Below are 25,497 nucleotides of genomic sequence, written 5' to 3'. Positions count from 1 at the left end.
AGCAAGCTGGCCCGTTTTGAACGAATAACGCTTAAATCAGTTTCAGGGAGAGCCAGTAAAGGACGCCTGAAAGGATAATCGCTGCCGGCAGGGTCAGCACCCAGGCCATCAGAATGCTGGTCACCGTCTTTTTCTGCAGACCACCGCCATCCACCAGCATCGTCCCCGCTACCGAGGAGGAGAGTACGTGGGTGGTGGAAACCGGCATCCCGGTGTAGCTCGCCAGACCGATAGAAACCGCTGCGGTCATCTGAGCCGACATCCCCTGAGCGTAGGTCATGCCTTTCTTACCAATCTTCTCACCGATGGTGGTCGCCACGCGGCGCCAGCCGATCATGGTGCCGATACCCAGCGCCAGCGCGACAGCCATGATAATCCAGATTGGCGCGTACTCGATGGTGCTCAGCATATCGGTTTTCAGTTTCTTCAGCAGACGCTGGTCGTCAGCGCTCACATCCGGCAGCTTCGCCACCTTGTCGGTGGTGTCGGAGATGCAGAGCATGATGCGACGCAGCTGGCCGCGCTGTTCCGGTTTTAGCGACTCGTAGTTCTCAACGCCGGTCAGCATGGTTTTGACGCGGTCAAGGGCGTTGATGGTGTTCGCCGGATGGCAGTGGAACTCGCCATTGGCCGCGGTATTGGTATCCGGAGAAGGCACCAGCTGATCGACGCCGGTGGCTTTTTTCAGCAGTTCAGGACGCTGCTGGAAGAAGGTTTCCACGTTGTTGACCGCATCGCGGGTACGGGTGATTTCGTAACCAGAGGCATTCATATTCACCACGAAACCCGCCGGCGCGACGCCGATCAGCACCAGCATCACCAGGCCAATGCCTTTCTGCCCATCGTTAGCACCGTGAGAGAACGACACGCCAATAGCAGACAGGATCAGCGCGATACGGGTCCAGAACGGCGGCTTTTTCTTACCGTCTTTCTTTTCACGCTCTGCGGGCGTCAGGTGGATACGCGCGCGTTTTTTGGTTCCGCTCCAGTAGCGACGCAGCAGGAAAATCAGGCCGCCCGCGATCACCAGACCGACGATCGGCGAGATGATAAGCGAAGCAAAAATACCGATGACTTTCGGGATATTCAGCGCATCAACCACGGAAGTACCGGTCATCAGCGCATTGGTTAAACCAATGCCGATGATGGCGCCAATCAGGGTATGAGAACTGGAAGCTGGAAGACCGAAGTACCAGGTGCCGAGGTTCCAGATGATCGCCGCCAGCAGCATAGAGAACACCATGGCGAGGCCATGTGCGGAACCCATGTTAAGCAGCAGATCGGTCGGCAGCATATGCACGATGGCATAGGCTACGCTGAGACCGCCCAGCAGAACGCCGAAGAAGTTGAAGAGCGCCGCCATCGCCACAGCGAGCTGTGAGCGCATTGCGCGAGTGTAGATAACCGTAGCCACCGCGTTTGCGGTATCATGGAAACCGTTAATCGCTTCGTAAAACAGTACAAAAGCTAAAGCAAGCAATAATAATAGTCCGGTATGTAAATCCAGACCGGCAAATAAATGTAGCATAGGACGTTACGCCATTTTGAGGACATGAACGCGGCGCATTATCAGTGACTTTAGCGGCGCGGGCAAAGTGAAATATAGACTTTTTTTGATTTTCTTCCTGTTTAGGTTTTACCCTGTTGGGAGTAATCCTATATCTTTCAATGATGTATCTAATGCGGGATTTTTCCCGCTGGTGTGACCAGAGTGAAATATTTACAAAACCCGACAATTGGGGAACGAGGAACGCGGTGTGGAAAGGTTTGATGCCATTGTCGTTGGCGCCGGAGCGGCGGGAATGTTTTGCGCAGCGCAGGCGGGCCAGCTTGGCTGCCGCGTCCTGCTGCTGGATAACGGCAAAAAGCCGGGGCGAAAAATTCTGATGTCCGGCGGCGGCCGCTGCAACTTTACCAACATGTATGTTGAACCGGCGGCCTATTTGAGCCAAAACCCGCATTTTTGCAAATCTGCCCTGGCGCGCTACACCCAGTGGGACTTTATCGAGCTGGTCGGTAAATACGGCATCGCCTGGCATGAGAAGACCCTCGGCCAGCTGTTTTGCGATGATTCGGCGGAGCAGATCGTCAATCTGCTGCTCGCGGAATGTGAAAAGGGCGGCGTGGAGATCCGTCTGCGCAGCGAAATCCTCAGCGTGGAGCGCGATGAACAAGGCTACCGGCTACAGGTGAACGGCGAAACGCTGGTGACCAAAAAGCTGGTGATCGCCTCCGGCGGTCTGTCGATGCCGGGGCTCGGCGCCTCGCCGTTTGGCTATAAAGTCGCCGAGCAGTTCGGCCTGAAGGTGCTGCCGACCCGCGCGGGGCTGGTGCCGTTTACCCTCCACAAGCCATTGCTTGAGCAGCTGCAGGTCCTCTCCGGCGTGTCGGTGCCGTCGACCATTACCGCCGAGAACGGCACTCTGTTTCGCGAAAATCTGCTGTTCACCCACCGCGGCCTTTCCGGACCGGCGGTGCTGCAAATTTCCAGCTACTGGCAGCCCGGCGAGTTCGTCACCGTTAATCTGCTACCGGACTGCGATCTTGATGACTTCCTTAACGAGCAGCGCAGCGCGCATCCCAACCAGAGCCTGAAGAACACCCTGGCGATGCAGCTGCCGAAGCGGCTGGTGGAGTGTCTGCAGCAGCTGGGACAGATACCTGATGTGACGCTCAAGCAACTGAACGTTCGCGATCAGCAGACGCTGGTGGAGACGTTAACCGCCTGGCGCGTGCAGCCGAACGGCACCGAAGGCTACCGGACGGCGGAGGTGACCCTCGGCGGCGTGGACACCAACGAACTCTCGTCGCGTACTATGGAGGCGCGTAAGGCGCCGGGTCTCTACTTTATCGGCGAAGTGATGGACGTTACCGGCTGGCTCGGGGGGTATAACTTCCAGTGGGCGTGGTCAAGCGCCTGGGCCTGCGCGCAGGCGCTGGTGGAAGGGTAATCTACGCGTCCGGGCGCCCTGGTGCCCGGACGTATATGATCAGTTCAACCCAAGAAAATACTGGGCGATTTTGAAATAGATAATTAGCCCGGTGCCATCAATCAGCGTGGCGATAAACGGCGCGGAAACTACCGCCGGGTCAATGCCGATCCGCTTAAGCACCATCGGAATGACCGAGGAGACAATCGCGCTCCACAGGGTAATGCACACCAGCGTCAGGCTGACGATGAGCGTGATTTCCATGCCAATCCCCATCATCCAGGCGCGCAGGCAGCCCGCCAGGCCCAGGGTCAGGGCAATCAGAAACGAGGTCGATACCTCTTTGCGGATCACCCGCCCCATATCGCGCAGTCGCACTTCCCCCAGCGCCATCGAGCGCACCAGCGTCGAGGTGATCTGCGTTCCGCTGTTGCCGCCGGTGCCGATGAGCAGCGGAATAAAGAAGGCCAGCGCGATGGCCGATTCCAGGGCTTCTTCGAAATGCTGCAGTACGCTGCTGGTGTAGGCTTCGGCCACGAACAGCAGCAGCAGCCACACCGAGCGTTTTTTCCACAGCGTCCAGGGGCTGATCTCGAGGTACGGTTTTTCCAGCGGCAGCGTTGCCCCCTGCAGCTGAGCATCTTCGGTGACGTCATCCTCCAGCAGATGGGCGATCTCCTTCTCCATCAGGCAGCCGACCAGCTCGCCTTTATCGACGACGGGGACCAGGTCGAGGCCGCGCTCGCTGAGCTCGGCAATCACCTGCTGGCGCTCATCGTCAGGTTTGACGCGAAACAGGCAGCTGTCCATCAGGTGGCGGATAGACTGGTTGATATCCGTTTCCTGGAGTAGCTTTTTGACCGACAGGCTGCCACGCAGCTTCTTGCCGGCGACGACAAACACCTGCCCGGGAATATCATCGCTGGCCAGCTGGGAGATAAAGTGTTCGCGCGCCTCATGAACGCTGAGATGTTCCTGCAGCGTAATAAAATCGGTACGCATGTACTGGACGATCGCATCGCCGTCGAAGCCAGAGGTCGCCTGATGGGCGGCGCAGAGTTGAATGGAAGACATGTTTAAAAATCCCTATAAAAAATCACTCATAGGGGCGAACAAGACAGGGTTAGCGCAGGCAGATCCCTACGTCCTGGTTTTAGCACTGCATAACGTATCTGAACGGTCATGACCGCCAGAAGTTACCTTGGCAACACCTTGATTCGATGGAAGCCTGTATTTCCCTGAGTGGTCTCTCTCGATACCAACAGGGCGGTAACTTGTATTTATGCAGGAGCCTCGCCATAACGAGATCGTTAAATGAGGCGCCATTATTGGCGAAGAGGGATAATTCACAAAGCGTATAGTTTATGTGGTTTATCAACTGTTGATAAACCACCCAAGAATTTTCAAATAATTAATCATCCGCTAAACACTGCAAATGCCCATGGCGCACGCCGCGCTGGGCAATCACGTCGTCGGCAAAATGCTGTACCTCGGCCATATCACCTTTCAGCACCGCAATCTCCAGGCAGTCGTCATGACTGATATGCACATGCAGCGTGGCGACGGAGAGATCGTGATGATGATGCTGGGTGGCCACCAGCCGGCTCGCCAGTTCGCGTTTTTCATGTTCATACACGTACGACAGGACGGCATACCCGCGCCGTGATTCCGGCGACGGAGGATCCTGGTTGAGGGCGTCGCGCAGAATATCGCGTACCGCCTCCGAACGGTTGTGGTAGCCGCGGCGGGCGCTGAGCGCATCGAGGGCGGCCAGCAGGTCATCATCAAGGGTCAGGGTTACGCGCTGCATGGCATGGCCTCGTTAAGCAGAGTGGCAGGAAAAGGGGGGAGCACCGCCTGCTGGAGCGCCTGTCCGGCAGGAGAGCGCAGGCGTAGCGGTAGACTAACCGTTGCGGTTTCGACGATGCGCCCGTGCTCCATCACCAGCACTCGCTGGCAAAAGCGCTCCACCAGCCGCAGGTCATGGGTGATGAACAGGCAGGCGGTGTCAAACTGCGCCTGCAGACGCTTCAGCAGGGCGATAATCTCCGCCTGCAGCAGCAGATCGAGATTTGAAACCGCTTCATCAAGGATCAACAGCTGCGGCCGTACCGCCAGGGCGCGTGCCAGGCAGACGCGCTGCAGCTGTCCGCCGCTGAGCTGCGCCGGGCGCTTATCGAGCAGCGACGGCGCGAGGTCGACGGCCAGCAGCATCTCTTCCACCCGCCGCGCACGCGCCTCACGCGGCAAGCACAACAGATGGCGCAGCGGCTCGCTGACGATCTCGCGCACCGTTTTGCGCGGATTCACCGCGCTGAAGGCATCCTGAAATACCAGCTGAATATCGCGGCGGAAGGCGCCGATGGCCTCGCCCTTCAGGGCGGCCAGCGGCGCGCCGCGCCAGGCAATATCGCCGTGCTGCGGCGTTTCCAGACCCACCAGCATCCGCGCCAGGGTGCTTTTCCCACAGCCGCTGCGTCCGAGCAGGGCCACCGTTTCGCCGGGGGCGATGGCGAGTTGTATCTCGTGCAGGACTCTGCCGTGGTGAGGATAATCGTGACTCACCCCGGTGACGCTGAGTAAATTCATGGTGTTTTCTCCAGACCGTATAACGCCAGATGCGCGGCCAGCAGGCGCTGGCTGAGCGGGTGCCGCGGGGCGCTAAATAGCGTATTCACATCGCAGTGTTCAACGAGGCGACCGTTCTCCATCACCGTTACGTGATGCGCCAGCCGCGCCACGACGCCCATGTCATGCGTCACCAGCAGCAGTCCCAGACCGCGCCTGGCGACAATATCCGCCAGCAGGTCGAGGATGCGCGCCTGGGCGATGGCATCGAGATCGGTCGTCGGCTCGTCGGCGATGATAAAGGGCGCGCGGCTGAGCAGGGCGAGAGCGACCATCATCCGTTGCAGCATGCCCCCGCTCATTTCAAAAGGGTAGCGCTTCAGCAGCGCCCGCGGATTGTCCAGACCGACCTCCTCCATCGCTGCCAGCAGCACGGCGTCATTCGTTTCACGACCCGCTGCCCGGCAGGTTTCCCGGGCATGCGCGGCCATGGTCTGCAGCGGGTTAAAGGCGCTGCGCGGGTTCTGCATGATGGTGGCGATGGTCGCCCCGCGCAGCTGTTCGCCGTGCACCGGAATGCCGTCGAGAAGCACCCGGCCGGCGGTTTGCCTGACGCCGGGCGGCAGCAGGCCCAGCGCGGCGGCGCAGGTCAGCGATTTTCCGCAACCACTGCTGCCGAGCAGCGCCAGCACCTGGCCGCGGCGCAGGGTGAAGGAGACGTCGCTGACCAGCGGTCGGTCAGCGGTAAGCGAGATCTGTTCCAGTTGGATCTTCTGCGGCATCAGTGGCTATGCTCCGCGATCAGGTGGGGATCGAGACGATCGCGCAGCGCGTCGCCCAGCAGGTTAAAAGCCATCACGCTGATGAACAGCGCCAGCCCCGGCCAGACCATTTGCAGCGGCTGGGTCCAGATATACTGCCGGGCGTCGTTGATCATCACCCCCCATTCCGCCGTCGGCGCGCTGACGCCGAGACCGAGGAACGACATGCCGGCTACGTGAAGCATCATATGGCCGATATCCAGCGAGGCGAGCACCAGCAGCGAGGGGATCACCGCGCCGGCCAGATGGTCGCTGAACAGCCGCCACTGGCTGGCGCCGCTCAGACGGGCGGCGAGGATAAATTCGCGCTGGCGCAGGGAAACCACCAGGTTACGCACCATTCTGGCGTACCAGGCCCAGTGTGACAGCGCAATGGCGAGGATCACATTGGTCAGCCCGGTACCCAGCACTCCCACCATAAAAAACGACAGGATCGAGGTCGGAAAAGTCATAAACAGTTCGGCGATGCGCATCAGGCCGCGGTCGGCGCGGCCGCCCAGCAGTCCGGCGCAGCCGCCGACCGCCAGGCCGATCAGCAGCACCAGCAGCAGACAAGCCATCACCGCCCCCAGCGAAACGCGGGTGGCGGCCAGCAGGCGTGAGAAAATATCCCGGCCGAGATGATCGGTGCCGAGCCAGTGCGCTGCGCCCGGCGGCAGCAGCCGCTGCTGAAGGTCAATCGCCGCTGGATCCCAGGGCAGCCACCAGCCGCTGCCGATGGCGATGACCGCCAGCAGCGCGATAACCAGCATGGCCAGTTTTACCGGCCAGCGAAAACTTTGTAGCCCTCTCATGCGCTCACCTCCTCGTGGCGGCGCAGGCGCGGGTCGAGCGCCGCGTTAAGCACATCTACCGCCAGATTAGCCAGCACGAACACCGTCACCATCATCAGGGTAAAGCACTGGATCACCGGGTAATCGCGATTGAAAATGGCGGAAACTGCGTAGCGGCCGACCCCGGGCCAGGCAAAGATATTTTCGATAATCATGGTGCCGCCGATCAGCTCGCCAATGTGCATGCCCATGGCGGTCACCACCGGCAGGGTGGCATTGCGCAGGATATGTCGGCGCTCCACCTGGCGCGCGCTCAATCCGCGCAGCCGCGCCCATATCACGTGACGCTGGCTGGCGGCGTCCAGCATGCTGGCGCGCAGCAGGCGGGCGTTGATCGCCAGCGACATAAAGGCGATGGAGACGGCGGGCAATATCAGGTGCTGCCAGTCGCCATACCCCATCGCCGGGAGCCACTGCAGATGCACGGAAAAGAGCATCACCAGCAGAAAGGCCAGCCAGAAGTTGGGCATTGAGACGCCGAGGAAGGCAATCAGCCGTACGATATAGTCCGGCAGGCGATCGCGATGGCGCGCCGCCCAGATGCCCAACGGCAGGGAGGTGACGAGGATCAGCGCCAGCGCCGCGCCGGTGAGCAGCAGGGTGGCCGGCAGGAAGTGCAGCAGGTCGTCCAGCACCGGGCGCTGGGTGGCATAGGAGAGACCGAAATCCAGGTGCAGCGCCCGCCATAGCCAGTGCAGATACTGCATTGCCAGCGGCTGGTTGAGCCCCAGCAGCTCGCGGGTCGAGGCAACCATCTCTTCAGTGGGCGGCAGGTTCGACAGGCGTAAATAATCCAGCGCCGGGTCGCCGGCGCCGAGCCGCAGCAGCAGAAAGATGATGGCGGAGGCGGCGAGCAGCAGCGGGATCAGCAGCAGCAGGCGGCGTAAAATATAGCGTAGCATTATGGCGTTACCGGGGTAATCTGGTCGAAAGGGATCTCGCTGGTCACCGGGGCGAACGGGATCTCCCCGACCTCCTGGCGCGCGACCGACATCAGCGAGACATAGCTGATGGGCAGATACACCGCGTCCTGATGCAGACGGGTCAGCACATCATGGTACAGTTTTCTCCGCTGCGCCTCGTCCCCGGTGGTCAGCACTTCACTAATCTCTTTATCAATCAGTGCCTTGTCTGGCAGGCCGCGCTGGGCCTGGTAATCCGCATGCGACGGGACGCGCATCGAGCTTAAAAAGGCATGCGGATCGTAGGGCGCGCCCCAGGTGCGATTGAAGATCATGCCGAAGCGGCCTTCGCGCTGGCGCGCGTAAATGCTGCTTTCCTCCTCGCCCACCAGGGTGACCTGCACGCCGACCTGCCGCAGATTGGCCTGAATAATTTCGGCCATCGATTTAGCCAGCGCGTCGGTGCCAATAAACGCCAGCTCAATCGCCAACGGTTGCCCGGCTTTTTGTCGCCAGGGCTGGCCCTCCAGCTGCTGCCAGCCGGCCTGTTCCAGCAGGGCGCGGGCTTTTGTCGGGTCGTAACGGCGCGGCGTCAGATCCTGCGGGGCGTAAGGGACGGAGGGGGCAAACAGGGTGTCGGCAACCTGCTGGGTGCCATACAACACGCTATCGACAAGGGTCTGTTTATCGACGGCGTAGTTGAGCGCCTCACGAACCGCCTGCTCGCGGGTCGGGCCCTGGCTGGCGTTTAGCGCCAGCATTACCGTCTCCGCCGGGGCGGACAGACGAGCCACGTAGCCGGGGTGATGGCGAAAGCGTTCGAAGGTGTCCAGCGGCAGCAGCCCTTCATCGCCGTAGAGCATATCGATTTCTCCGGTTTCGAACGCCACCGCCCGGCTGGTGGCGTCAGGGATCACCTTGATGGTGATTTGCTGTAGCGCGGGTTTGCGACCCCAGTAGCGCTCATTGCGCACCAGCACATCGCGCTGATTGAGCTGCGAGCTTGCCAGCCGCCACGGGCCGGTGCCGATCGGGGCTTTAATGCCCCTGGCGGTGCCGCCATCGATAAACTGCGAGGGGGCGATGAAGCGGAACGGGCGGGGCAGGGCCAGCTCTTGCAGTAAGGGGGCGTAGGCGCTTTTCAGGGTGATCTGCAGCTCGGTGGCGCTGAGGGCCCGCACGTCGGTTATTTGGTTGGCGAGCTCAAGCCAGGCGTGGCGTTGGCGGTTGGCCAGCACCGCCCGAAAATTGGCCGCCGCGGCCTGGGCATTAAACGGTTCGCCGTTGGAGAAGGCCACATCGTCGCGCAGGGTGAACCACCAGGTTTTGCCGTCGGCGGAGTGACGCCAGCGGGTTGCCAGCCAGGGCTGTACGCTGCCGTCAGCCTGATACTTCACCAGCGGTTCATAGACCATGCTTTGGGCAAACATCTGGTTGGGCGTATAGAGATGGGGATTCAGCGGGCCGACGTTAACCGGCCAGGCGGTGGTGAGCTGGTACGGCGCGGCCTGAGCCAGCAGAGGGACGCAGGCGAGCAGCGCCAGCAGGGTGAGGCGGATAATAGACAAGACGGCAATCTCAACGACAGGAAAGTATGACGATTTTAGTGATTCATCATACTTTGGGAGTAACCTGGATCAATATTGCGCCGGAAAGTATAAGAAAATCGTATCATTACGCCCAGGCGACCAGCGCCGCCTTACCCCTCAGGGCGTCCGGAACAACGCCAGCAGCGTGGCCACCTGTTCGTCGATCGGCGCCAGGTCCCGCTTGACGATCAGATGCAGCGGCGTCGCGCGGCGCGCGCCATGGCTGAGGGGCAGCCGCTTCAGCACGCCCTGGTCGAGATGGGGGCGAATGCGCTCCTCCGGCAGCCAGCCGAAGCCGACCTGATACATCACCGCATCAATGGCGGCATCAATGGTGGAGAAGGTCCAGGCGTCTCGCGGCGCCTGGCTATCGCCGCCCTGATCGGCAATGCGCACCAGCGGCCACGGCGCCAGCGCGCTATCCTCCAGCGGTCCGTCCAGCGCGGCGAGAGGGTGGTCGCGGTGGGCGACGGCGATGAAATCAATATTCATCAGCCACTCCCCGCGGCCGGTAATATCCTGGCGGCGGGTCAACACCATCACATCGGCTTCCGTCCGCGCCGCGCTCTCGTCATCCAGGTTTTCCAGCACTTCGGTGAGCCTGACCTGGGTCTGCGGATAGCGCTGCTGAAACTGGCGTAAAATCGCGAACAGCCGCTGGCGCGGGAAAATACTGTCGACCACCAGATCCAGGCGGGTCCGCGCCCCGTTGCGCAGAGTGGCGGCGTGCGTCTCGACGTAGGCGAAGGCCTGCAGCAGCGGCTTGACCTGATTCAGCAGTAGTTCGCCAGCCGGCGTCAGCACCGCCCGCCGGCCGGACGGCGCCAGCAGCGCCACGCCTAAGCGCTCCTGCAGCAGCGCGAGGTTATAGCTTACCGATGACTGACTGCGATTGGTCTCCTCCGCTGCTCTGGCAAAGCTCCCCAATTCCACTACCTTTTCGAGTAACGCCCACTGCTCCAGGGTTGTCTTGTGCATAATCAATCTAAAATTTGAATGTATTTAATCCAAACATAGCGTTATTCATTCATTTTTTAAAGACGTATGCTGTCCTCAACAAAACAGAGGAGAATAAATGATGAGCACTTTCGACAAACATGACCTCAGCGGCTTTATCGGTAAACATCTGGTCTATACCTACGACAACGGCTGGAACTACGAGATTTACGTCAAAAATGGCCACACCCTCGACTACCGTATTCACAGCGGCATCGTCGGCAATCGCTGGGTGAAAGATCAGGAAGCGTACATTGTGCGGGTGGGGGAAAGTATCTACAAAATCTCCTGGACCGAACCGACCGGCACCGACGTCAGCCTGATCGTCAACCTGGGCGACAAACTGTTCCACGGCACTATTTTCTTCCCGCGCTGGATCATGAATAACCCGGAAAAAACCATCTGCTTCCAGAACGACCATATTCCGCTGATGAATTCGTATCGCGATGCCGGCCCGGCCTACCCGACGGAAGTGATTGACGAGTTCGCCACTATCACCTTCATTCGCGACTGTGGCGCGGATAATGACGAGGTCATTAATTGCCCGGCGAGCGAATTGCCTGCGGATTTTCCTGCAAATTTGTAATTCAGCAGAAATAACTTTGTGATCTGCGCTAACTTTTTGTCATTAAGCGTGACAATGACAGAATAATAAATTGTGAACTGGTTTAGTTCTCGTTTAATTTCAACTATTGCGTTCCTGTTCTCTTTTTCGTGACAGGAACGCTCCTCCGTCAAATTTCTGCCATAAAAAACTCCTATCATACTGTTTATTAATAAGTTATTTCTTGTTCTAAAGAAATATTAATTTCTTAATATTATCCTAAGCAAGGTCGACTACATTAATAGTGGTCGAGATACCCTGAAATGGAATGCCGTGCTGAACTCACTTCATTTTAATTTCGTTTAAGTCCGCAGGCGCAGGATATTTTATTCTAACGACCCAGATTCGTGCGTGGGTCATCTACAGAACAGGATGATGATGAGCGATTTTTTGCCTTTTTCGCGCCCGTCGATGGGCGACGCAGAGCTGGCTGCGCTGCGTGAAGTTTTAGCGTCGGGCTGGATCACCACCGGGCCGAAGAATCAGGCACTTGAAGCGGCATTCTGCCAGCTGACCGGCAACCGTCATGCGATTGCCGTCAGTTCAGCGACCGGCGGGATGCATGTGACCCTGATGGCGCTGGGTATTGGCCCCGGCGATGAAGTCATTACGCCGTCCCAGACCTGGGTCTCCACTCTCAATATGATCTGCCTGCTGGGCGCCACGCCGGTGATGATCGATGTCGATAACGACAATCTGATGATTACCCCTGCAGCGGTGGAAGCGGCGATCACCTCGCGTACCAAAGCGATAATTCCCGTGCATTACGCCGGGGCGCCAGCCGACATTGACGCCATTCGCGCGGTGGGCGAGCGCCATGGCATTTCGGTGATCGAAGACGCCGCCCATGCGGCCGGTACCCATTATAAAGGCCGCCACGTGGGCTGGCAGGGGACCGCCATTTTCTCGTTCCACGCGATCAAAAACATGACCTGCGCCGAAGGCGGGCTGATTGTCACCGATGACGACGAGCTGGCCTCCCGCATCCGTAGCCTGAAATTCCATGGTCTGGGCGTGGACGCTTATGATCGCCAGACCCACGGCCGCGCGCCGCAGGCGGAGGTGATCACCCCGGGCTTCAAGTACAACCTTGCCGATATCAATGCCGCTCTGGCGCTGGTCCAGCTGGAAAAACTGAGCCACGCCAATCAGCGCCGGACCGAGATTGCCCAGCGCTACCTGCGCGAGCTGGCGGACACGCCGTTTAAACCGCTGAGCGTCCCGACCTGGGATCACCAGCACGCCTGGCATCTGTTTATCATCCGCGTCGATGAGGCCGCGTGCGGCATCAGCCGCGACGCGCTGATGGAAAAGCTGAAGGCGATGGGCATCGGCACCGGCCTGCACTTCCGTGCGGCCCATACGCAAAAATATTACCGCGAGCGCTTCCCTGAGGTTTCCCTGCCGAATACCGAATGGAACAGCGCCCGCATCTGCTCTCTCCCGTTGTTCCCGGATATGACCGATGACGATGTCACTCGCGTTATCTCCGCACTGCGCCAGTTGTCAGGACGTTGATATGCTTACTTACCCTCCCGTGAAGAAGGTCTCGGTGGTTATCCCGGTTTATAACGAACAGGATAGCCTGCCGGAACTGCTTCGTCGTACGGATGCCGCCTGCGCCACCCTGGGGCGGCAATATGAAATTCTGTTGATCGACGATGGCAGCAGCGACGATTCCGCGCGCATGCTCACCGAAGCCGCCGAGGCGGAAGGCAGCCACGTCGTCGCCGTGCTGTTAAACCGTAACTACGGCCAGCACTCGGCGATCATGGCCGGCTTCAGCCATGTAACCGGCGATCTGATTATTACCCTCGACGCCGACCTGCAAAACCCGCCGGAGGAGATCCCGCGGCTGGTGGCGAAGGCTGATGAAGGTTACGACGTGGTGGGCACCGTCCGCCAGAACCGTCAGGACAGCATCTTCCGTAAAACCGCGTCGAAGATGATCAACCGCCTGATCCAGCGCACCACCGGCAAAGCGATGGGCGACTACGGCTGCATGCTGCGCGCTTACCGCCGCCATATCATCGACGCCATGCTCAACTGCCATGAGCGCAGCACCTTTATCCCGATCCTGGCGAATACCTTCGCCCGGCGCGCGGTGGAGATCCCGGTGATGCACGCCGAGCGCGAATTCGGCGACTCCAAATACAGCTTTATGCGCCTGATCAACCTGATGTACGACCTGGTGACCTGTCTGACCACCACGCCGCTGCGTCTGCTCAGCATTTTCGGCAGCGTGATTGCCCTGCTGGGCTTCGCCTTCGGCCTGCTGCTGGTGGTGCTGCGTCTGGCCTTTGGCCCGCAGTGGGCGGCGGAAGGGGTGTTTATGCTCTTCGCCGTGCTGTTCATGTTCATCGGCGCCCAGTTTGTCGGTATGGGCCTGCTCGGGGAGTATATCGGCCGCATCTATAACGACGTGCGCGCCCGCCCCCGCTACTTTATTCAACGTGTTGTTCGCCAGCCGGAAACGGCATCTAAAGAGGAAGATCGTTCATGAAAGCCGTAGTCTTCGCTTATCACGATATGGGCTGCACCGGTATCCAGTCCCTGCTGGACGCCGGGTATGATATCGCTGCTATTTTCACCCACCCGGATAACCCTGGCGAAAACCATTTCTTTGGCTCCGTGGCGCGCCTTGCCGCCGAGCAGGGTATTCCGGTGTGGGCCCCGGAAGACGTGAACCATCCGCTGTGGATTGAGCGTATCCGCGAGATGAAGCCGGACGTGCTGTTCTCCTTCTACTATCGCAACCTGCTGGGCGATGAGATCCTCAATCTGGCGCCGAAAGGGGCGTTCAACCTGCACGGTTCGCTGCTGCCAAAATATCGCGGCCGCGCGCCGCTGAACTGGGTGCTGGTCAATGGCGAAAGCGAAACCGGCGTCACCCTGCACCGGATGGTGAACCGCGCAGACGCTGGCGATATCGTCGCCCAGCAGGCCGTGGCGATTGGCGCGGATGACGCCGCCCTGACGCTGCATCGTAAGCTGTGCGCTGCCGCCACTGAGCTGCTGAGCCGGGCGCTGCCGGCGATCCTCGCCGGCACCACCGATGAGCGTCCGCAGGATCACAGCCAGGCAACCTATGTGGGGCGTCGTACCCCGGAAGATGGCCGGCTGGACTGGGAGCTGCCGGCGCAGACCCTGCACAATCTGGTGCGTGCGGTCTCGGATCCGTGGCCGGGCGCCTTCGGCTACGCCGGAGCGAACAAGTTTATCGTCTGGAAATCCCGCGTTCGCCACGATTTGCCAGCAGCTAAACCGGGCACCGTGCTCTCCATTGCTCCGCTGATCGTCGCGTGCCAGGACGGGGCGCTGGAGATTGTCACCGGCCAGACCGAACGCGGCGTGTACATGCAGGGCGCTCAGCTGGCGCAGGCGCTGGGCCTGGTGTCCGGGGCGGTGATCAGCAGCAAACCGGTGGTGGCGATTAAGCGTCGCACCCGGGTGCTGATCCTCGGCGTCAACGGCTTTATCGGTAACCACCTGACCGAGCGCCTGCTGCAGGACGACAACTATGAGATTTACGGTCTGGATATCGGCTCCGACGCCATCAGCCGTTTTCTCGACTGTCCGCGTTTCCACTTTGTGGAAGGCGATATCAGCATTCACTCTGAGTGGATCGAGTATCACATTAAGAAATGCGACGTGGTGCTGCCGCTGGTGGCCATCGCCACGCCTATCGAATACACCCGCAACCCGCTGCGCGTGTTCGAGCTGGATTTCGAAGAGAACCTGAAAATCATCCGCGACTGCGTGAAATACAATAAGCGCATTATCTTCCCGTCGACCTCGGAAGTGTACGGCATGTGCACCGACAAAAACTTTGACGAAGATAGCTCCAACCTGGTGGTGGGGCCGATCAACAAACAGCGCTGGATCTACTCGGTCTCCAAGCAGCTGCTCGATCGCGTGATCTGGGCCTATGGCGATAAGAACGGCCTGAAGTTCACCCTTTTCCGTCCGTTCAACTGGATGGGGCCGCGTCTGGATAACCTTAATGCCGCGCGTATCGGTAGCTCCCGCGCCATCACTCAGCTGATCCTCAACCTGGTGGAAGGGTCGCCGATCAAGCTTATCGAAGGCGGCAAGCAGAAGCGCTGCTTCACCGACATCAGCGACGGTATCGAAGCGCTGTTCCGCATCATCGAGAACAAAGACGGCCGCTGCGACGGGCAGATCATTAACATCGGCAACCCGGATAACGAAGCGAGTATCAAAGAGCTGGCCGAAATGCTGCTCGCCTGCTTCGAACGTCATCCGCTGCGCGATCGCTTCCCGCCGTTCGCCGGCTTCCGTGAAGTGGAAAGCAGCGATTACTACGGAAAGGGCTACCAGGACGTTGAGCATCGTAAGCCGAGCATCCGCAACGCCAAACGCTGCCTGAACTGGGAGCCGAAGGTGGAGATGGAAGAAACGGTCGAACACACGCTGGACTTCTTCCTGCGCACGGTTGAACTGGTGGACGATAAAAATCCATGAAACAGGTCGGCTTACGCATAGATGTCGATACCTTTCGCGGCACGCGGGACGGCGTTCCGCGGCTGCTGGAGCTGCTGGGCCGGCATGGGATCCAGGCAAGCTTCTTCTTCAGCGTCGGGCCGGACAATATGGGGCGCCATCTGTGGCGCCTGATAAAACCGAAGTTTCTGTGGAAGATGCTGCGTTCCAGAGCCGCCTCGCTGTACGGCTGGGATATTCTGCTGGCCGGCACCGCCTGGCCGGGGCGCCGCATCGGCGCAGGGAACGAAGCGGTGCTCCGCGCCGCCGCCGAATCTCATGAAGTCGGCCTGCACGCCTGGGACCACTACAGCTGGCAGGCGTGGAGCGGCGTCTGGCCGCAGGAAAGGCTGGCGCTGGAGGTTGAGCGCGGCCTGCTGGAGCTCGAGCGCATCATCGGCCGGCCGGTGACCTGCTCGGCCGTCGCCGGCTGGCGCGCCGATCAGCGGGTGGTTAAAGCCAAAGAATCCTTCGATTTTCTCTACAACAGCGACTGTCGCGGCACGCGGCCGTTTCTGCCCCAGCTCGGCAGCGGCGTTTCCGGTACGGTGCAGATCCCGGTCACGTTGCCGACCTGGGACGAGGCGGTGGGCACGGCGGTGGATATCGCCGGCTTTAACCGCTACCTGCTGGACTGCATCCATCGCGATGCGGGCGTGCCGGTCTATACCATTCACGCTGAAGTGGAAGGCATTGCCTACGCCGATCAGTTCAATGAACTACTGACCATGGCGGCGGAAGAAGAAATTCAGTTTTGCCCACTGAGCCAGCTGCTGCCCGCTGACTTTAGCGAGCTGCCCTCAGGCAAAGTGGTTCGTGGTGAACTGGCTGGCCGGGAAGGCTGGCTCGGACGTGAACAATTACTGACTTCGGGTGTTTGATGAAAAGCATTCGCTATGGCGTCTCTCTGATTGCGCTGTTTGCGCTGTATTATCTGCTGCCGCTCAATTTCCGTTTGCTCTGGCAACCCGACGAAACCCGCTACGCGGAGATCAGCCGTGAAATGCTGGCCACCGGCGACTGGGTGGTACCGCATTTTCTCGGCCTGCGCTACTTCGAAAAACCGATTGCCGGTTACTGGATCAACAGTATCGGTCAGTGGCTGTTTGGCCATAATAACTTCGGCGTACGCTTCGGGTCGGTCTTCGCCATCACCATGACCGCCCTGCTGGTGGCCTGGCTGGCGTGGCGGATCTTTCGTGATAAGCGGGTAGCTATCCTGTCGCCGATTATCTTCCTCACCGCGATGCTGGTGTATGCGATTGGCACCTATGCGGTGCTGGACCCGATGATCACCCTGTGGCTGGCGCTGGCGATGTGCAGCTTCTGGGGCGCGGCGCAGGCGCACAGCCGCAGCGGCAAAATACTGGGCTACGTGCTGCTGGGCGTCGCCTGCGGGATGGGGGTGATGACCAAGGGCTTCCTGGCGCTGGCGGTGCCGGTGGTGGGCGTTCTGCCGTGGGTGATCGCTCGTAAACGCTGGCGTGAAGTGCTGACCTACGGCTGGCTGGCGGTAATCGTCTGTACGCTGGTGGTGCTGCCCTGGGGGCTGGCTATCGCTCAGCGCGAGCCGGACTTCTGGCGCTACTTCTTCTGGGTCGAGCATATTCAGCGTTTTGCTGAAAAAGACGCCCAGCACAAAGCGCCGTTCTGGTACTACATCCCGTTCCTGATCGCCGGCAGTCTGCCGTGGCTGGCCCTGCTGCCGGGGGCGCTAAAGCGCGGCTGGCTTGAGCGCGATGAGGCCCGCGGCGCGCTGTATCTGTTAGGTTGGGTGGCGATGCCGTTCCTGTTCTTCAGTATCGCCAAAGGCAAACTGCCGACCTATATTCTGCCGTGCTTTGCGCCGCTGTCGATCCTGATGGCCCGCTACGCGCTGGAGGCCGCAAAGACCGGCGCGAAAGCGTTGCGCATCAACGGGATGATCAACCTGGGCGTTGGTTTGCTGGGGCTTATCGCCGTGCTGGTGGTCTCGCCGTGGGGCTTCATGCATAAGCCGGTGTGGACCAAGATTGAGCTGTATAAATGTCTGCTGGCGGCGATCGCTTTTGCCGTCTGGGCGCTGATGGGCTGGCTGGCGATGAAAGACTCTGGCCGCCGCTGGAGCCTCGCCGCGCTCTGTCCGCTCGGCCTGGCGCTGCTGGTGGGCTTCGCCATCCCGGACCGGGTTATCGACAGCAAACAGCCGCAGTTCCTCGTGGATATCGTCAGCGAATCCCTGCAGCCCAGCCGTTACGTCCTGACCAACAACGTTGGGATCGCCGGCGGCCTGGCCTGGGAGCTGAAGCGAAGCGATATTATTATGTTCGACAAACAGGGTGAGCTGAAGTACGGTCTCGACTGGCCGGATGCTCAGGGAAGCTTTGTCAGCCAGGCCGGTTTTGCCGACTGGCTGGCCGCGCATCGTCAGCAGGGGCCGGTCTCGCTGGTGCTGTTGATGGATAAAGGAGAGAGTATGCTCGACTTACCGTTACCGAAACCGGATAACGCCTACGAGCTGGGCCGGGTCGTTTTCCTTCAGTACCTGCCGCAATGAGCGTCTGGATCTGTCTGGTGTGCGCCAGCCTGCTGAGCTGCGCCGGACAGCTCTGCCAGAAACAGGCGACCCGCCCGTCCCGTCGCGGACGGCGGAGTCGCCATATACTCTTCTGGTTGGGGATGGCGCTGTTATGTCTGGGCTGCGGCATGCTGCTGTGGCTGAGCGTCCTGCAGTCTATTCCGGTCAGCATCGCCTATCCGATGCTGAGTCTGAATTTCGTCTGGGTTACCCTCGCGGGCTGGGGCATCTGGCATGAGCCGGTCGCCCGTCGCCACTGGCTTGGCGTCGGGTTGATCGTCGTGGGCATTGTCATTCTGGGGACCAGCGTCTGATGGGCTTTTTCTGGGCATTACTCAGCGTCGGCCTCGTCAGCGCCGCGCAGTTGCTGCTGCGCAGCGCCATGGTGGCCTTGCCGCCGCTGACCGATATTGTGGCATTTCTCCAGCATCTGCTGCATTTCCAGCCCGGGACTTTCGGCCTGTTTTTCGGCCTGCTGGGCTACCTGCTGTCGATGGTCTGCTGGTACTTTGCCCTCCATCGCCTGCCGCTGTCGAAAGCGTATGCGCTACTGAGCCTGAGCTATATCCTCGTGTGGGCCGCCGCCATCTGGCTGCCCGGCTGGCATGAGCCGTTCTACTGGCAATCGCTGCTGGGCGTGGCGATCATCGTCGCCGGCGTATTGACCATCTTCTGGCCGGTGAAACGCCGCTAGCCGGGGAGCCGGCTTTTGGGACGGCCCGGGCCGAGCAGGATCGCCAGCTTGCTGCCCCCGACGGTGGTTTCCATCCAGATTTTACAGACGCTGGTTAACGGCACCGAGAGCAGCATTCCCACCGGCCCCAGCAGCCAGCCCCAGACCAACAACGACAGGAACACCACCAGGGTCGACATCCCCAGCCGGTGGCCCATCATGCGCGGCTCCACCATGTTGCCCAGCACCATATGCACCACCAGAAACAGCGCCCCTACCAACAGGCACTCATAGATGCCGCTGAACAGCAGCGCCTGCAGCATGGGGGGGATAGCGGAGATGGCGGAGCCAATGTTCGGCACATAGTTCAGCAAAAACGCCAGCACCCCCCACATCAGGGCGAACTGTACCCCCATCGCCAGCAGCCCCAGCCAGACAATCAGCCCGGTCCACAGGCTAATCAGCGTCTTCAGCGCCAGATAATGGGTGACGCCTTTCAGCGCCCGGTGCAATCCTGCGATATGCAGGCGCGGGTTATTGAGGGCAAAACGCAGTTTGTAGGGCAGGTGGCGAACCTCAAACAGCATAAAGATCACCGTCATCACCAGCAGCACGATGCTGGCCATCGCCCCGGAAAGCTGGGTCATCAGCGTCGTGGCCTAGGTCATCAGCCGTTCTGAATCCATGCGCCGCAGCATCCGCTCCGGATTGATATGCAGATTAAGGAAGGGGAGATACTCCTGGAGCTGGAGGATCTTGCGCGTCAGGGCGCGGTTGAAATCGGGCAGCATGGCGACAAAGTCATTGAGCGACGCCGCCAGCACGCCGAGCAGCGCGGTGAGCATCACCAGCATAGCCGTCACCACCAGGGTAATGGCGAACGGACGCCGCACCCCTCGGCGAATGAACCAGGTGACCAGCGGGTTGAGAACAATAGCGAAAAACAGCGCCAGCAGCAGCTGCACCAGGATATCGGCGGCGGCGTGGATCCCGGCGAGGATAATCACCAGCGCCGCCAGCTTAAGTAAAATATGAAGCCCGGCTTTATCAGCCTGCGGAGGGGACATAGGTATTCCTTTTATGAGTCGCGCCAGATAAGTGTAGCGGTTCGCCGACTGCCAATATTCCGAAAGGAGGGCTGCTTTTCCGCCGACAGCGTGGTAATAGTGAAAGCTGGTTGTCGAAATCTGGTGGAACCTGATGCCCGAACCCGTCGCCGAACCGGCGCTTAATGGACTGCGCCTCAATCTGCGGATTGTCTCTGTCGTTATCTTTAACTTTGCCAGCTACCTCACCATCGGCCTGCCGCTGGCGGTGCTGCCCGGCTATGTTCATGATGTCATGGGCTTTAGCGCTTTCTGGGCCGGGCTGGTGATTAGCCTGCAATATTTCGCCACGCTGCTCAGCCGCCCGCATGCCGGGCGCTATGCCGACCTGCTGGGGCCCAAAAAGATTGTCGTCTTCGGCCTCGGCGGCTGCTTTTTGAGCGGTTTGAGCTATCTGCTGGCCGCCTGGGGCAGCGGCTGGCCACTGATTAGCCTGCTGCTGTTATGCCTCGGACGGGTGATCCTTGGTATCGGCCAGAGCTTCGCCGGCACAGGCTCGACGCTGTGGGGCGTCGGCGTGGTCGGTTCGCTGCATATCGGGCGGGTGATCTCGTGGAACGGGATTGTGACCTATGGGGCGATGGCGATGGGCGCGCCGCTCGGCGTGCTGTGCTATTCGCACATTGGCCTCAGCGGTCTGGCCGGGGTCATTATGGCGGTAGCGCTGGTGGCTATCCTCTGCGCGCTGCCCCGCGCGGCGGTGAAGGCTGCCAAAGGCAAAGCGATGTCGTTTCGCGCGGTGCTCGGCCGGGTCTGGCCCTACGGCATGGCGCTGGCGTTGGCCTCCGCCGGCTTTGGGGTGATCGCCACCTTTATCACGCTATTTTATGACGCCAAAGGTTGGGACGGCGCGGCTTTCGCGCTGACATTATTCAGCTGCGCGTTCGTTGGCGCGCGGCTGCTGTTTCCCAACGCCATTAACCTACTCGGCGGGCTGAACGTGGCGATGCTCTGCTTTAGCGTGGAGGCGATCGGCCTGCTGCTGGTCGGCTTTGCCGATACGCCGATGATGGCGAAAATCGGTACTTTCCTTACCGGGGCTGGCTTTTCGCTGGTCTTTCCGGCGCTGGGCGTGGTGGCGGTGAAAGCGGTGCCGCAGCACAATCAGGGGTCGGCGCTGGCGACCTATACCGTGTTTATGGATTTGTCGTTGGGCGTCAGCGGGCCGCTGGCCGGATTGCTGATGGCGTGGACCGGGATCTCGATGATTTATCTCGCCGCGGCGGGGCTGGTGATGGCGGCGCTGCTGTTGGGCTGGCGGCTAAAAAAACGGCCCCCGGTTAGCGAACCGGAGGCCAGCGCACCAGGCCAGTAATTACTGGATGGTGAGGGTGTTGATGATGCTTTCCGCTTCGGTCTGCGCCTGCTGCTGGTTATCCGCCGGCAGGGTGACCTGCAGGGTCAGCAGCTTGTCATCCACTTTGCCGAGGATCACGGAAGACCAGGCGGTCTGCCCCTTGGCGGAGATAATGCTGTCCAGCTGCTGCAGGGTATGGCCTTTAATCTCCAGCGGTTTATTGCTCACCACCTGCAGCTGCGGGTCGCGGCTGCGCTGCTGATCTTCCAGGCGTTTCGCCAGCACCGCCAGATCTTCATTGGTGCTGTCGCCGACGATGACGATGACCGCTTTCTGGCCGGTAGCGTCAGAGTAGACGTGCATATTGTTCGCCTGGGTACCCAGTTTGCCGCTCTGGTCGGCCATGCCCGCAGGCAGGGTGAAGCTCAGCTTGCCATCCAGCAGGCTGATTGCCTGGCCGCTGGCATTGCTCTCCGCTGCTGCGCCAACGGTTGGCGCTTTTGAATCGCTGTTATCGCAGGCGGCAAGCCCCATCACCAGCAGGCCAATACCGACATATTTAACCAAATTGCGCATTGACATCTTCCTTTCGATAAACGGCCACTAATGGCTCATCCGGCTATCTTAACACATCAGCCCGCGAGTACCTTTAACTCGGCTGTAATGCCGACAAATCAGATTTATCCGCCAGTCTTTTCAACAGCATATTTAACAGCACGCCGTACATCGGCAGGAAGAAAATGATGCTGATAAGCACTTTAAAGCTGTAGTCGACGAGGGCGATTTCCCCCCAGTGGGCGGCCATAAACGGGTCCGGGCTGCGCCAGAAAGCGATAAAGAAAAACGCCACGGTATCGCTGATGTTGCCGAACAGCGTCGAGGCGGTAGGGGCCAACCACCAGCGGCGGCTCTGCCGCAGGCGGTTAAAGACGTGAACGTCGAGGATCTGCCCCAGCGCATAGGCCATAAAGCTGGCGACGGCGATGCGCGCGACGAAGAGATTAAAGGTGCCCAGCGCGGCAAAGCCCTGCCATTCGCCCATGTAGAACAGCGCGGAGATGCCGTAAGAGATGGCCAGCGCCGGGACCATCACCGCGAAAATGATGCGTCGCGCCAGCGGGGCGCCAAAAATCCGCACCGTCAGGTCGGTGGCGAGGAAAATAAACGGAAAACTAAACGCGCCCCAGGTGGTATGGAAACCAAAGATGGAGATCGGCAGCTGAACCAGATAGTTGCTGGAGGTGATGACCAGCAAATGAAATAGCGAAAGCCAGACGAGCGCTTTTTTGCGCTGTACGGTAGTAAACGGATTCATATTGTGACCTTTTTATGCCCGTCATGCTTCAGGTGAATGAGCAATCGGCAGCGGAACGTTGGGGTGAGGGAACCCAATTAAAAACGGCTGCATGATACTGCGTTGCCGGCGTAATGCAATGGTTGTTTTTCGCGCAAACGTTAACCTGGCTTGCGTACTGGCGAGCAGGGGGTAAACTAGGGCCGTTTTGTTGACGTGAGACTAAAATGAGCGAACTTTTCTCCACTCCTGACCACACCCTGGATGCCCTGGGACTCCGCTGCCCGGAGCCGGTCATGATGGTGCGTAAAACCGTGCGGACGATGCCGGTGGGCGAGACGCTGCTGATTATTGCTGACGATCCGGCCACCACCCGCGATATCCCGGGATTCTGCCGCTTTATGGAGCATGAGCTGGTGGCCCAGGAAACCGAAGCCCTGCCGTACCGCTACCTGATCCGCAAAAGCCACTGAGCCTCTCCCGGATGGCGGCGCGTAGCGCCTTATCCGGGCTACCCGACGGTCTGGAACCGTAGCCCTGCTAAGCGTAGCGCGAGCAGGGAAGCCGGTATCGATGCTACAACTTCTTACGCAATAACCGCAGCGCGTTAGCCGTTACCAGCACGGTGGCGCCGGTATCCGCCAGCACCGCCAGCCACAGACCGGTCAGGCCGAGCAGGGTGGTGACGAGGAAAATCCCCTTCAGCCCTAAGGCAATCGCGATGTTCTGGCGGATATTGGCGTGGGTGGCGCGCGCCAGGGAAATCATCTGCGCCAGGCCGGTCAGACGGTTATGGGTCAGCGCGGCGTCGGCCGTCTCCAGCGCCACGTCGGTTCCGCTGCCCATGGCGATGCCGATGGTGGCCGCTTTCATCGCCGGGGCGTCGTTGATACCGTCCCCGACCATCGCCAGCGGCGCGTCGGCATTCAGCGCTATCACCGCGTTGACCTTGTCCGCCGGTAGCAGACCGGCGCGGAATTCCAGCCCCAGTTCGCTGGCGATGGCCGCCGCGGCGCGCGGGTTATCCCCGGTAAGGATCACCCCCTGAACGCCCAACTGATGCAAAGCATCCACCGCCTGACGCGCGTCGTCGCGCAGGGTATCGCGCAGCGCCAGAATGCCGAGCAGCGTCTCGCCGCGCATCACCAGCACTACCGTTTGCCCGGCGCTTTCCAGCTGCTGGATCTGCGCCTCATGCTCTGCCGGGGCGGCTTTGCTGGCTGCGCAGATCAGGATGCGGCTGCCGTTGACTTCGGCTTCGATACCAGAGCCCGCCAGCGCCCGCTGGCCGCTGGCAAGCGGAATGCTCAGCTGACGCCGCTGCGCTTCACGGACGATAGCCTGCGCCAGCGGGTGGCTGGAGCCTTGCTCCACCGCCGCCGCCAGCGCCAGCAGCGCGTTGTCGTCAACTTCGGCCGTGGCAATAACCGAAGTCACCTGCGGCTGGCCGACGGTCAGGGTGCCGGTTTTATCGAACGCCACCTGGCGCACCTGGCCCAGCTGCTCCAGCGCCGCGCCGCCTTTGATTAGCGCCCCGCGGCGGGCGGCGACCGCCAGGCCGGAGGTGATGGCCGCCGGCGTGGAGATGACCAGCGCGCACGGACAGCCGATCAGCAGCAGCGTCAGCCCTTTATAAATCCACGGTAGCCAGGCGCTGGCGAAGAACAGCGGCGGGACAATGGCGACCAACAAGGCCACCACCATAATGGCCGGGGTGTAGATCCGGCTGAAGCGGTCGATGAAGCGCTCGATTGGCGCCCGACGCTCCTCAGCCTCTTCAATCAGCTTCAGGATGCGGTCGATGGCGCTGTCGCCCGGTTCGGATATCACGGTAAGCTGCACCAGGCGATCGACGCTGGTGGCGCCCGCCGCTACCCGTTCCCCGGCCTGACGCTCCACCGGCACCGACTCGCCGGTCAGGGCGCTTTCATCAAAGCTGGCAAACGGCGACAGCAGTTGTCCATCCGCCGGCAGACGCCCGCCGGCAGCCACTTCAATCACATCTCCGGGACGCAGGTCGCGCTGGGCGACGGTTTCCCGCACGCCGTTGCGCAGACGGATGGCGGTGTCGGGCTTCAGCGCCATCAGCGCGCTCACCCCCTGCCGTGCGCGGCTGGCGGCCCAGCCTTCGAGACGCTCGCCGATCAGGAACAGCAACAGCACCATCGCCGCCTCCGCGGTGGCGCCGATAAACAGCGCCCCGATGGCGGCGACGCTCATCAGCGTTTCAATGGCGAACCAGCTCCCGCTCTTGATCAGGCGTAGCGCCTGGCGGGCAACCGGCCACAGGCCAACCAGGGTGGTGGCAATAAAGGCCAACTGACCGGCAGGGTGGTTGGCCTGCTCCAGCCCCCAGCTCAAGGCCATCATGATAACCAGCGTCAGTAACGGCAGATTGTCGCGCAGCAGCGACCCTCGGGTTTGCTTAGCTGCGGGAGCATCGGCATCGCGCAGCGTATACCCCGCCTGGCGGACCGCGTTCTCAACCTGAGCGCGGACATCGCCCTCGGCGTTAACCAGCAGCTTTTCTGTGGCGAACAGCACCTGGACCTGACTGACCCCGGGCACCTGACGGACCGCGGTTTCCACCTTGCGGGCGCAGGCGGCGCAGTCCATGCCATCAACTTGCCAGCTATAGCGGGCGTCGCTAAGCGCTTCGGCGGCAGGGGCGGACTCTGTGGCGCAGGCGTGATCTGTACAGCAGCTCTCCGCCGGGGCGGTTGCTGGCCGCATGGTGAAAGACGAGAATTGTGGAACTTTTTTATCCTGCGCGTCTGGAGTCGACATGGCACCCTCCGGGAAATGATAATTTTCTCATTAGCCG

Annotated in this window: 25 protein-coding genes and 1 other annotated feature; of the genes, 11 read left to right on the top strand and 14 right to left on the bottom strand. The window is 60.6% G+C overall.

Annotated elements, in window-relative coordinates; genetic code table 11:
* Window positions 1-31: 31 nt before the first annotated feature.
* Window positions 32-1,528 carry a low-affinity phosphate transport protein gene (locus KPHS_50130; protein YP_005229313.1) on the bottom strand — a complete coding sequence of 499 codons (1,497 nt, stop codon included), beginning with the start codon at window positions 1,526-1,528 and terminating at the stop codon, window positions 32-34.
* Window positions 1,529-1,757: 229 nt separating this feature from the next.
* Between KPHS_50130 and KPHS_50120 the strand changes: the two genes are divergently transcribed.
* Window positions 1,758-2,951 carry a putative oxidoreductase gene (locus KPHS_50120; RefSeq protein ID YP_005229312.1) on the top strand — a complete coding sequence of 398 codons (1,194 nt, stop codon included), beginning with the start codon at window positions 1,758-1,760 and terminating at the stop codon, window positions 2,949-2,951.
* Between the two features lie 39 nt (window positions 2,952-2,990).
* Here KPHS_50120 and KPHS_50110 read toward each other — a convergent pair whose 3' ends face one another.
* The 8 genes from KPHS_50110 to KPHS_50040 all read right to left on the bottom strand — a co-directional run bounded on the left by KPHS_50110 (window position 2,991) and on the right by KPHS_50040 (window position 10,621).
* Entirely contained in the window at window positions 2,991-4,004 is a 1,014-nt protein-coding gene (locus tag KPHS_50110; protein YP_005229311.1) for a magnesium transporter, read from the bottom strand.
* 337 nt (window positions 4,005-4,341) lie between these two features.
* Window positions 4,342-4,740: a nickel responsive regulator gene (locus tag KPHS_50100; RefSeq protein YP_005229310.1), complete on the bottom strand. Its 399-nt coding sequence runs from the start codon at window positions 4,738-4,740 to the stop codon at window positions 4,342-4,344.
* Entirely contained in the window at window positions 4,728-5,519 is a 792-nt protein-coding gene (locus KPHS_50090) for a nickel transporter ATP-binding protein (RefSeq protein YP_005229309.1), read from the bottom strand. The genes KPHS_50100 and KPHS_50090 overlap by 13 nt, the downstream gene beginning before the upstream one ends.
* A complete protein-coding gene (locus KPHS_50080; RefSeq protein YP_005229308.1) occupies window positions 5,516-6,280 on the bottom strand; it encodes a nickel transporter ATP-binding protein in 765 nt (254 codons plus the stop codon). The genes KPHS_50090 and KPHS_50080 overlap by 4 nt, the downstream gene beginning before the upstream one ends.
* Window positions 6,280-7,113: a nickel transport system permease component gene (locus tag KPHS_50070; RefSeq protein YP_005229307.1), complete on the bottom strand. Its 834-nt coding sequence runs from the start codon at window positions 7,111-7,113 to the stop codon at window positions 6,280-6,282. The genes KPHS_50080 and KPHS_50070 overlap by 1 nt, the downstream gene beginning before the upstream one ends.
* Window positions 7,110-8,054, bottom strand: a complete 945-nt coding sequence (locus KPHS_50060) for a nickel transporter permease NikB (protein YP_005229306.1) — start codon at window positions 8,052-8,054, stop codon at window positions 7,110-7,112. The genes KPHS_50070 and KPHS_50060 overlap by 4 nt, the downstream gene beginning before the upstream one ends.
* Window positions 8,054-9,622, bottom strand: coding sequence for a nickel ABC transporter periplasmic substrate-binding protein (locus KPHS_50050; RefSeq protein YP_005229305.1), 1,569 nt, complete (start codon window positions 9,620-9,622; stop codon window positions 8,054-8,056). The genes KPHS_50060 and KPHS_50050 overlap by 1 nt, the downstream gene beginning before the upstream one ends.
* Window positions 9,623-9,760: 138 nt before the next feature.
* Entirely contained in the window at window positions 9,761-10,621 is an 861-nt protein-coding gene (locus tag KPHS_50040) for a putative LysR-family transcriptional regulator (protein YP_005229304.1), read from the bottom strand.
* A gap of 97 nt (window positions 10,622-10,718) precedes the next feature.
* Here KPHS_50040 and KPHS_50030 point away from each other — a divergent pair, with 97 nt between their 5' ends.
* The 8 genes from KPHS_50030 to KPHS_49960 all read left to right on the top strand — a co-directional run bounded on the left by KPHS_50030 (window position 10,719) and on the right by KPHS_49960 (window position 18,997).
* Window positions 10,719-11,225, top strand: coding sequence for a putative phenolic acid decarboxylase (locus tag KPHS_50030; RefSeq protein YP_005229303.1), 507 nt, complete (start codon window positions 10,719-10,721; stop codon window positions 11,223-11,225).
* Between the two features lie 396 nt (window positions 11,226-11,621).
* Entirely contained in the window at window positions 11,622-12,761 is a 1,140-nt protein-coding gene (locus KPHS_50020; protein ID YP_005229302.1) for a putative aminotransferase, read from the top strand.
* Window position 12,762: 1 nt separating this feature from the next.
* Complete coding sequence (locus KPHS_50010; RefSeq protein YP_005229301.1) at window positions 12,763-13,746, top strand: undecaprenyl phosphate 4-deoxy-4-formamido-L-arabinose transferase; 984 nt, start codon at window positions 12,763-12,765, stop codon at window positions 13,744-13,746.
* Window positions 13,743-15,728: a bifunctional UDP-glucuronic acid decarboxylase/UDP-4-amino-4-deoxy-L-arabinose formyltransferase gene (locus tag KPHS_50000; RefSeq protein YP_005229300.1), complete on the top strand. Its 1,986-nt coding sequence runs from the start codon at window positions 13,743-13,745 to the stop codon at window positions 15,726-15,728. The genes KPHS_50010 and KPHS_50000 overlap by 4 nt, the downstream gene beginning before the upstream one ends.
* The gene (locus KPHS_49990; protein YP_005229299.1) at window positions 15,725-16,627 is read left to right on the top strand and encodes a 4-deoxy-4-formamido-L-arabinose-phosphoundecaprenol deformylase; all 903 of its coding nucleotides are present in this window, start codon (window positions 15,725-15,727) and stop codon (window positions 16,625-16,627) included. The genes KPHS_50000 and KPHS_49990 overlap by 4 nt, the downstream gene beginning before the upstream one ends.
* Window positions 16,627-18,282, top strand: coding sequence for a 4-amino-4-deoxy-L-arabinose transferase (locus tag KPHS_49980; protein ID YP_005229298.1), 1,656 nt, complete (start codon window positions 16,627-16,629; stop codon window positions 18,280-18,282). Before KPHS_49990 ends, KPHS_49980 begins: the two co-directional genes overlap by 1 nt.
* Complete coding sequence (locus KPHS_49970; RefSeq protein YP_005229297.1) at window positions 18,279-18,617, top strand: 4-amino-4-deoxy-L-arabinose-phosphoundecaprenol flippase subunit ArnE; 339 nt, start codon at window positions 18,279-18,281, stop codon at window positions 18,615-18,617. The genes KPHS_49980 and KPHS_49970 overlap by 4 nt, the downstream gene beginning before the upstream one ends.
* Window positions 18,617-18,997 carry a 4-amino-4-deoxy-L-arabinose-phosphoundecaprenol flippase subunit ArnF gene (locus KPHS_49960; RefSeq protein YP_005229296.1) on the top strand — a complete coding sequence of 127 codons (381 nt, stop codon included), beginning with the start codon at window positions 18,617-18,619 and terminating at the stop codon, window positions 18,995-18,997. The genes KPHS_49970 and KPHS_49960 overlap by 1 nt, the downstream gene beginning before the upstream one ends.
* Here the strand turns inward: KPHS_49960 and KPHS_49950 are convergent.
* Entirely contained in the window at window positions 18,994-19,623 is a 630-nt protein-coding gene (locus tag KPHS_49950) for an AI-2E family transporter (protein YP_005229295.1), read from the bottom strand. The genes KPHS_49960 and KPHS_49950 overlap by 4 nt on opposite strands.
* Window positions 18,994-20,043, bottom strand: a sequence feature (potential frameshift: common BLAST hit: gi|238896937|ref|YP_002921682.1| putative PerM-family permease). (Overlaps the previous gene by 630 nt.)
* Window positions 19,636-20,043 carry a PerM family permease gene (locus tag KPHS_49940; protein YP_005229294.1) on the bottom strand — a complete coding sequence of 136 codons (408 nt, stop codon included), beginning with the start codon at window positions 20,041-20,043 and terminating at the stop codon, window positions 19,636-19,638. It overlaps the preceding feature by 408 nt.
* A 133-nt stretch (window positions 20,044-20,176) precedes the next feature.
* Between KPHS_49940 and KPHS_49930 the strand changes: the two genes are divergently transcribed.
* On the top strand, window positions 20,177-21,397 hold the full coding sequence (locus KPHS_49930; protein YP_005229293.1) for a major facilitator family transporter: 1,221 nt from the start codon (window positions 20,177-20,179) through the stop codon (window positions 21,395-21,397).
* Here KPHS_49930 and KPHS_49920 read toward each other — a convergent pair whose 3' ends face one another.
* Both KPHS_49920 and KPHS_49910 read right to left on the bottom strand, forming a co-directional pair.
* A complete protein-coding gene (locus KPHS_49920) occupies window positions 21,398-21,955 on the bottom strand; it encodes a DcrB family lipoprotein (RefSeq protein YP_005229292.1) in 558 nt (185 codons plus the stop codon). It lies immediately after the preceding gene.
* Between the two features lie 73 nt (window positions 21,956-22,028).
* Window positions 22,029-22,694 carry a 7-cyano-7-deazaguanine/7-aminomethyl-7-deazaguanine transporter gene (locus tag KPHS_49910; RefSeq protein YP_005229291.1) on the bottom strand — a complete coding sequence of 222 codons (666 nt, stop codon included), beginning with the start codon at window positions 22,692-22,694 and terminating at the stop codon, window positions 22,029-22,031.
* A 206-nt stretch (window positions 22,695-22,900) separates the two neighbouring features.
* Between KPHS_49910 and KPHS_49900 the strand changes: the two genes are divergently transcribed.
* Window positions 22,901-23,146 carry a cell developmental protein SirA gene (locus tag KPHS_49900; protein YP_005229290.1) on the top strand — a complete coding sequence of 82 codons (246 nt, stop codon included), beginning with the start codon at window positions 22,901-22,903 and terminating at the stop codon, window positions 23,144-23,146.
* A gap of 103 nt (window positions 23,147-23,249) precedes the next feature.
* Here KPHS_49900 and KPHS_49890 read toward each other — a convergent pair whose 3' ends face one another.
* The gene (locus KPHS_49890) at window positions 23,250-25,460 is read right to left on the bottom strand and encodes a heavy-metal transporting ATPase ZntA (RefSeq protein YP_005229289.1); all 2,211 of its coding nucleotides are present in this window, start codon (window positions 25,458-25,460) and stop codon (window positions 23,250-23,252) included.
* Window positions 25,461-25,497 lie beyond the last annotated feature (37 nt).

It is taken from the genome of Klebsiella pneumoniae subsp. pneumoniae HS11286 (genome assembly GCF_000240185.1).
In the GTDB taxonomy this organism is placed as follows: domain Bacteria; phylum Pseudomonadota; class Gammaproteobacteria; order Enterobacterales; family Enterobacteriaceae; genus Klebsiella; species Klebsiella pneumoniae.
Note: the sequence above shows the minus strand (reverse complement) of the source record. Positions and strands in the feature narration are given on the sequence as shown.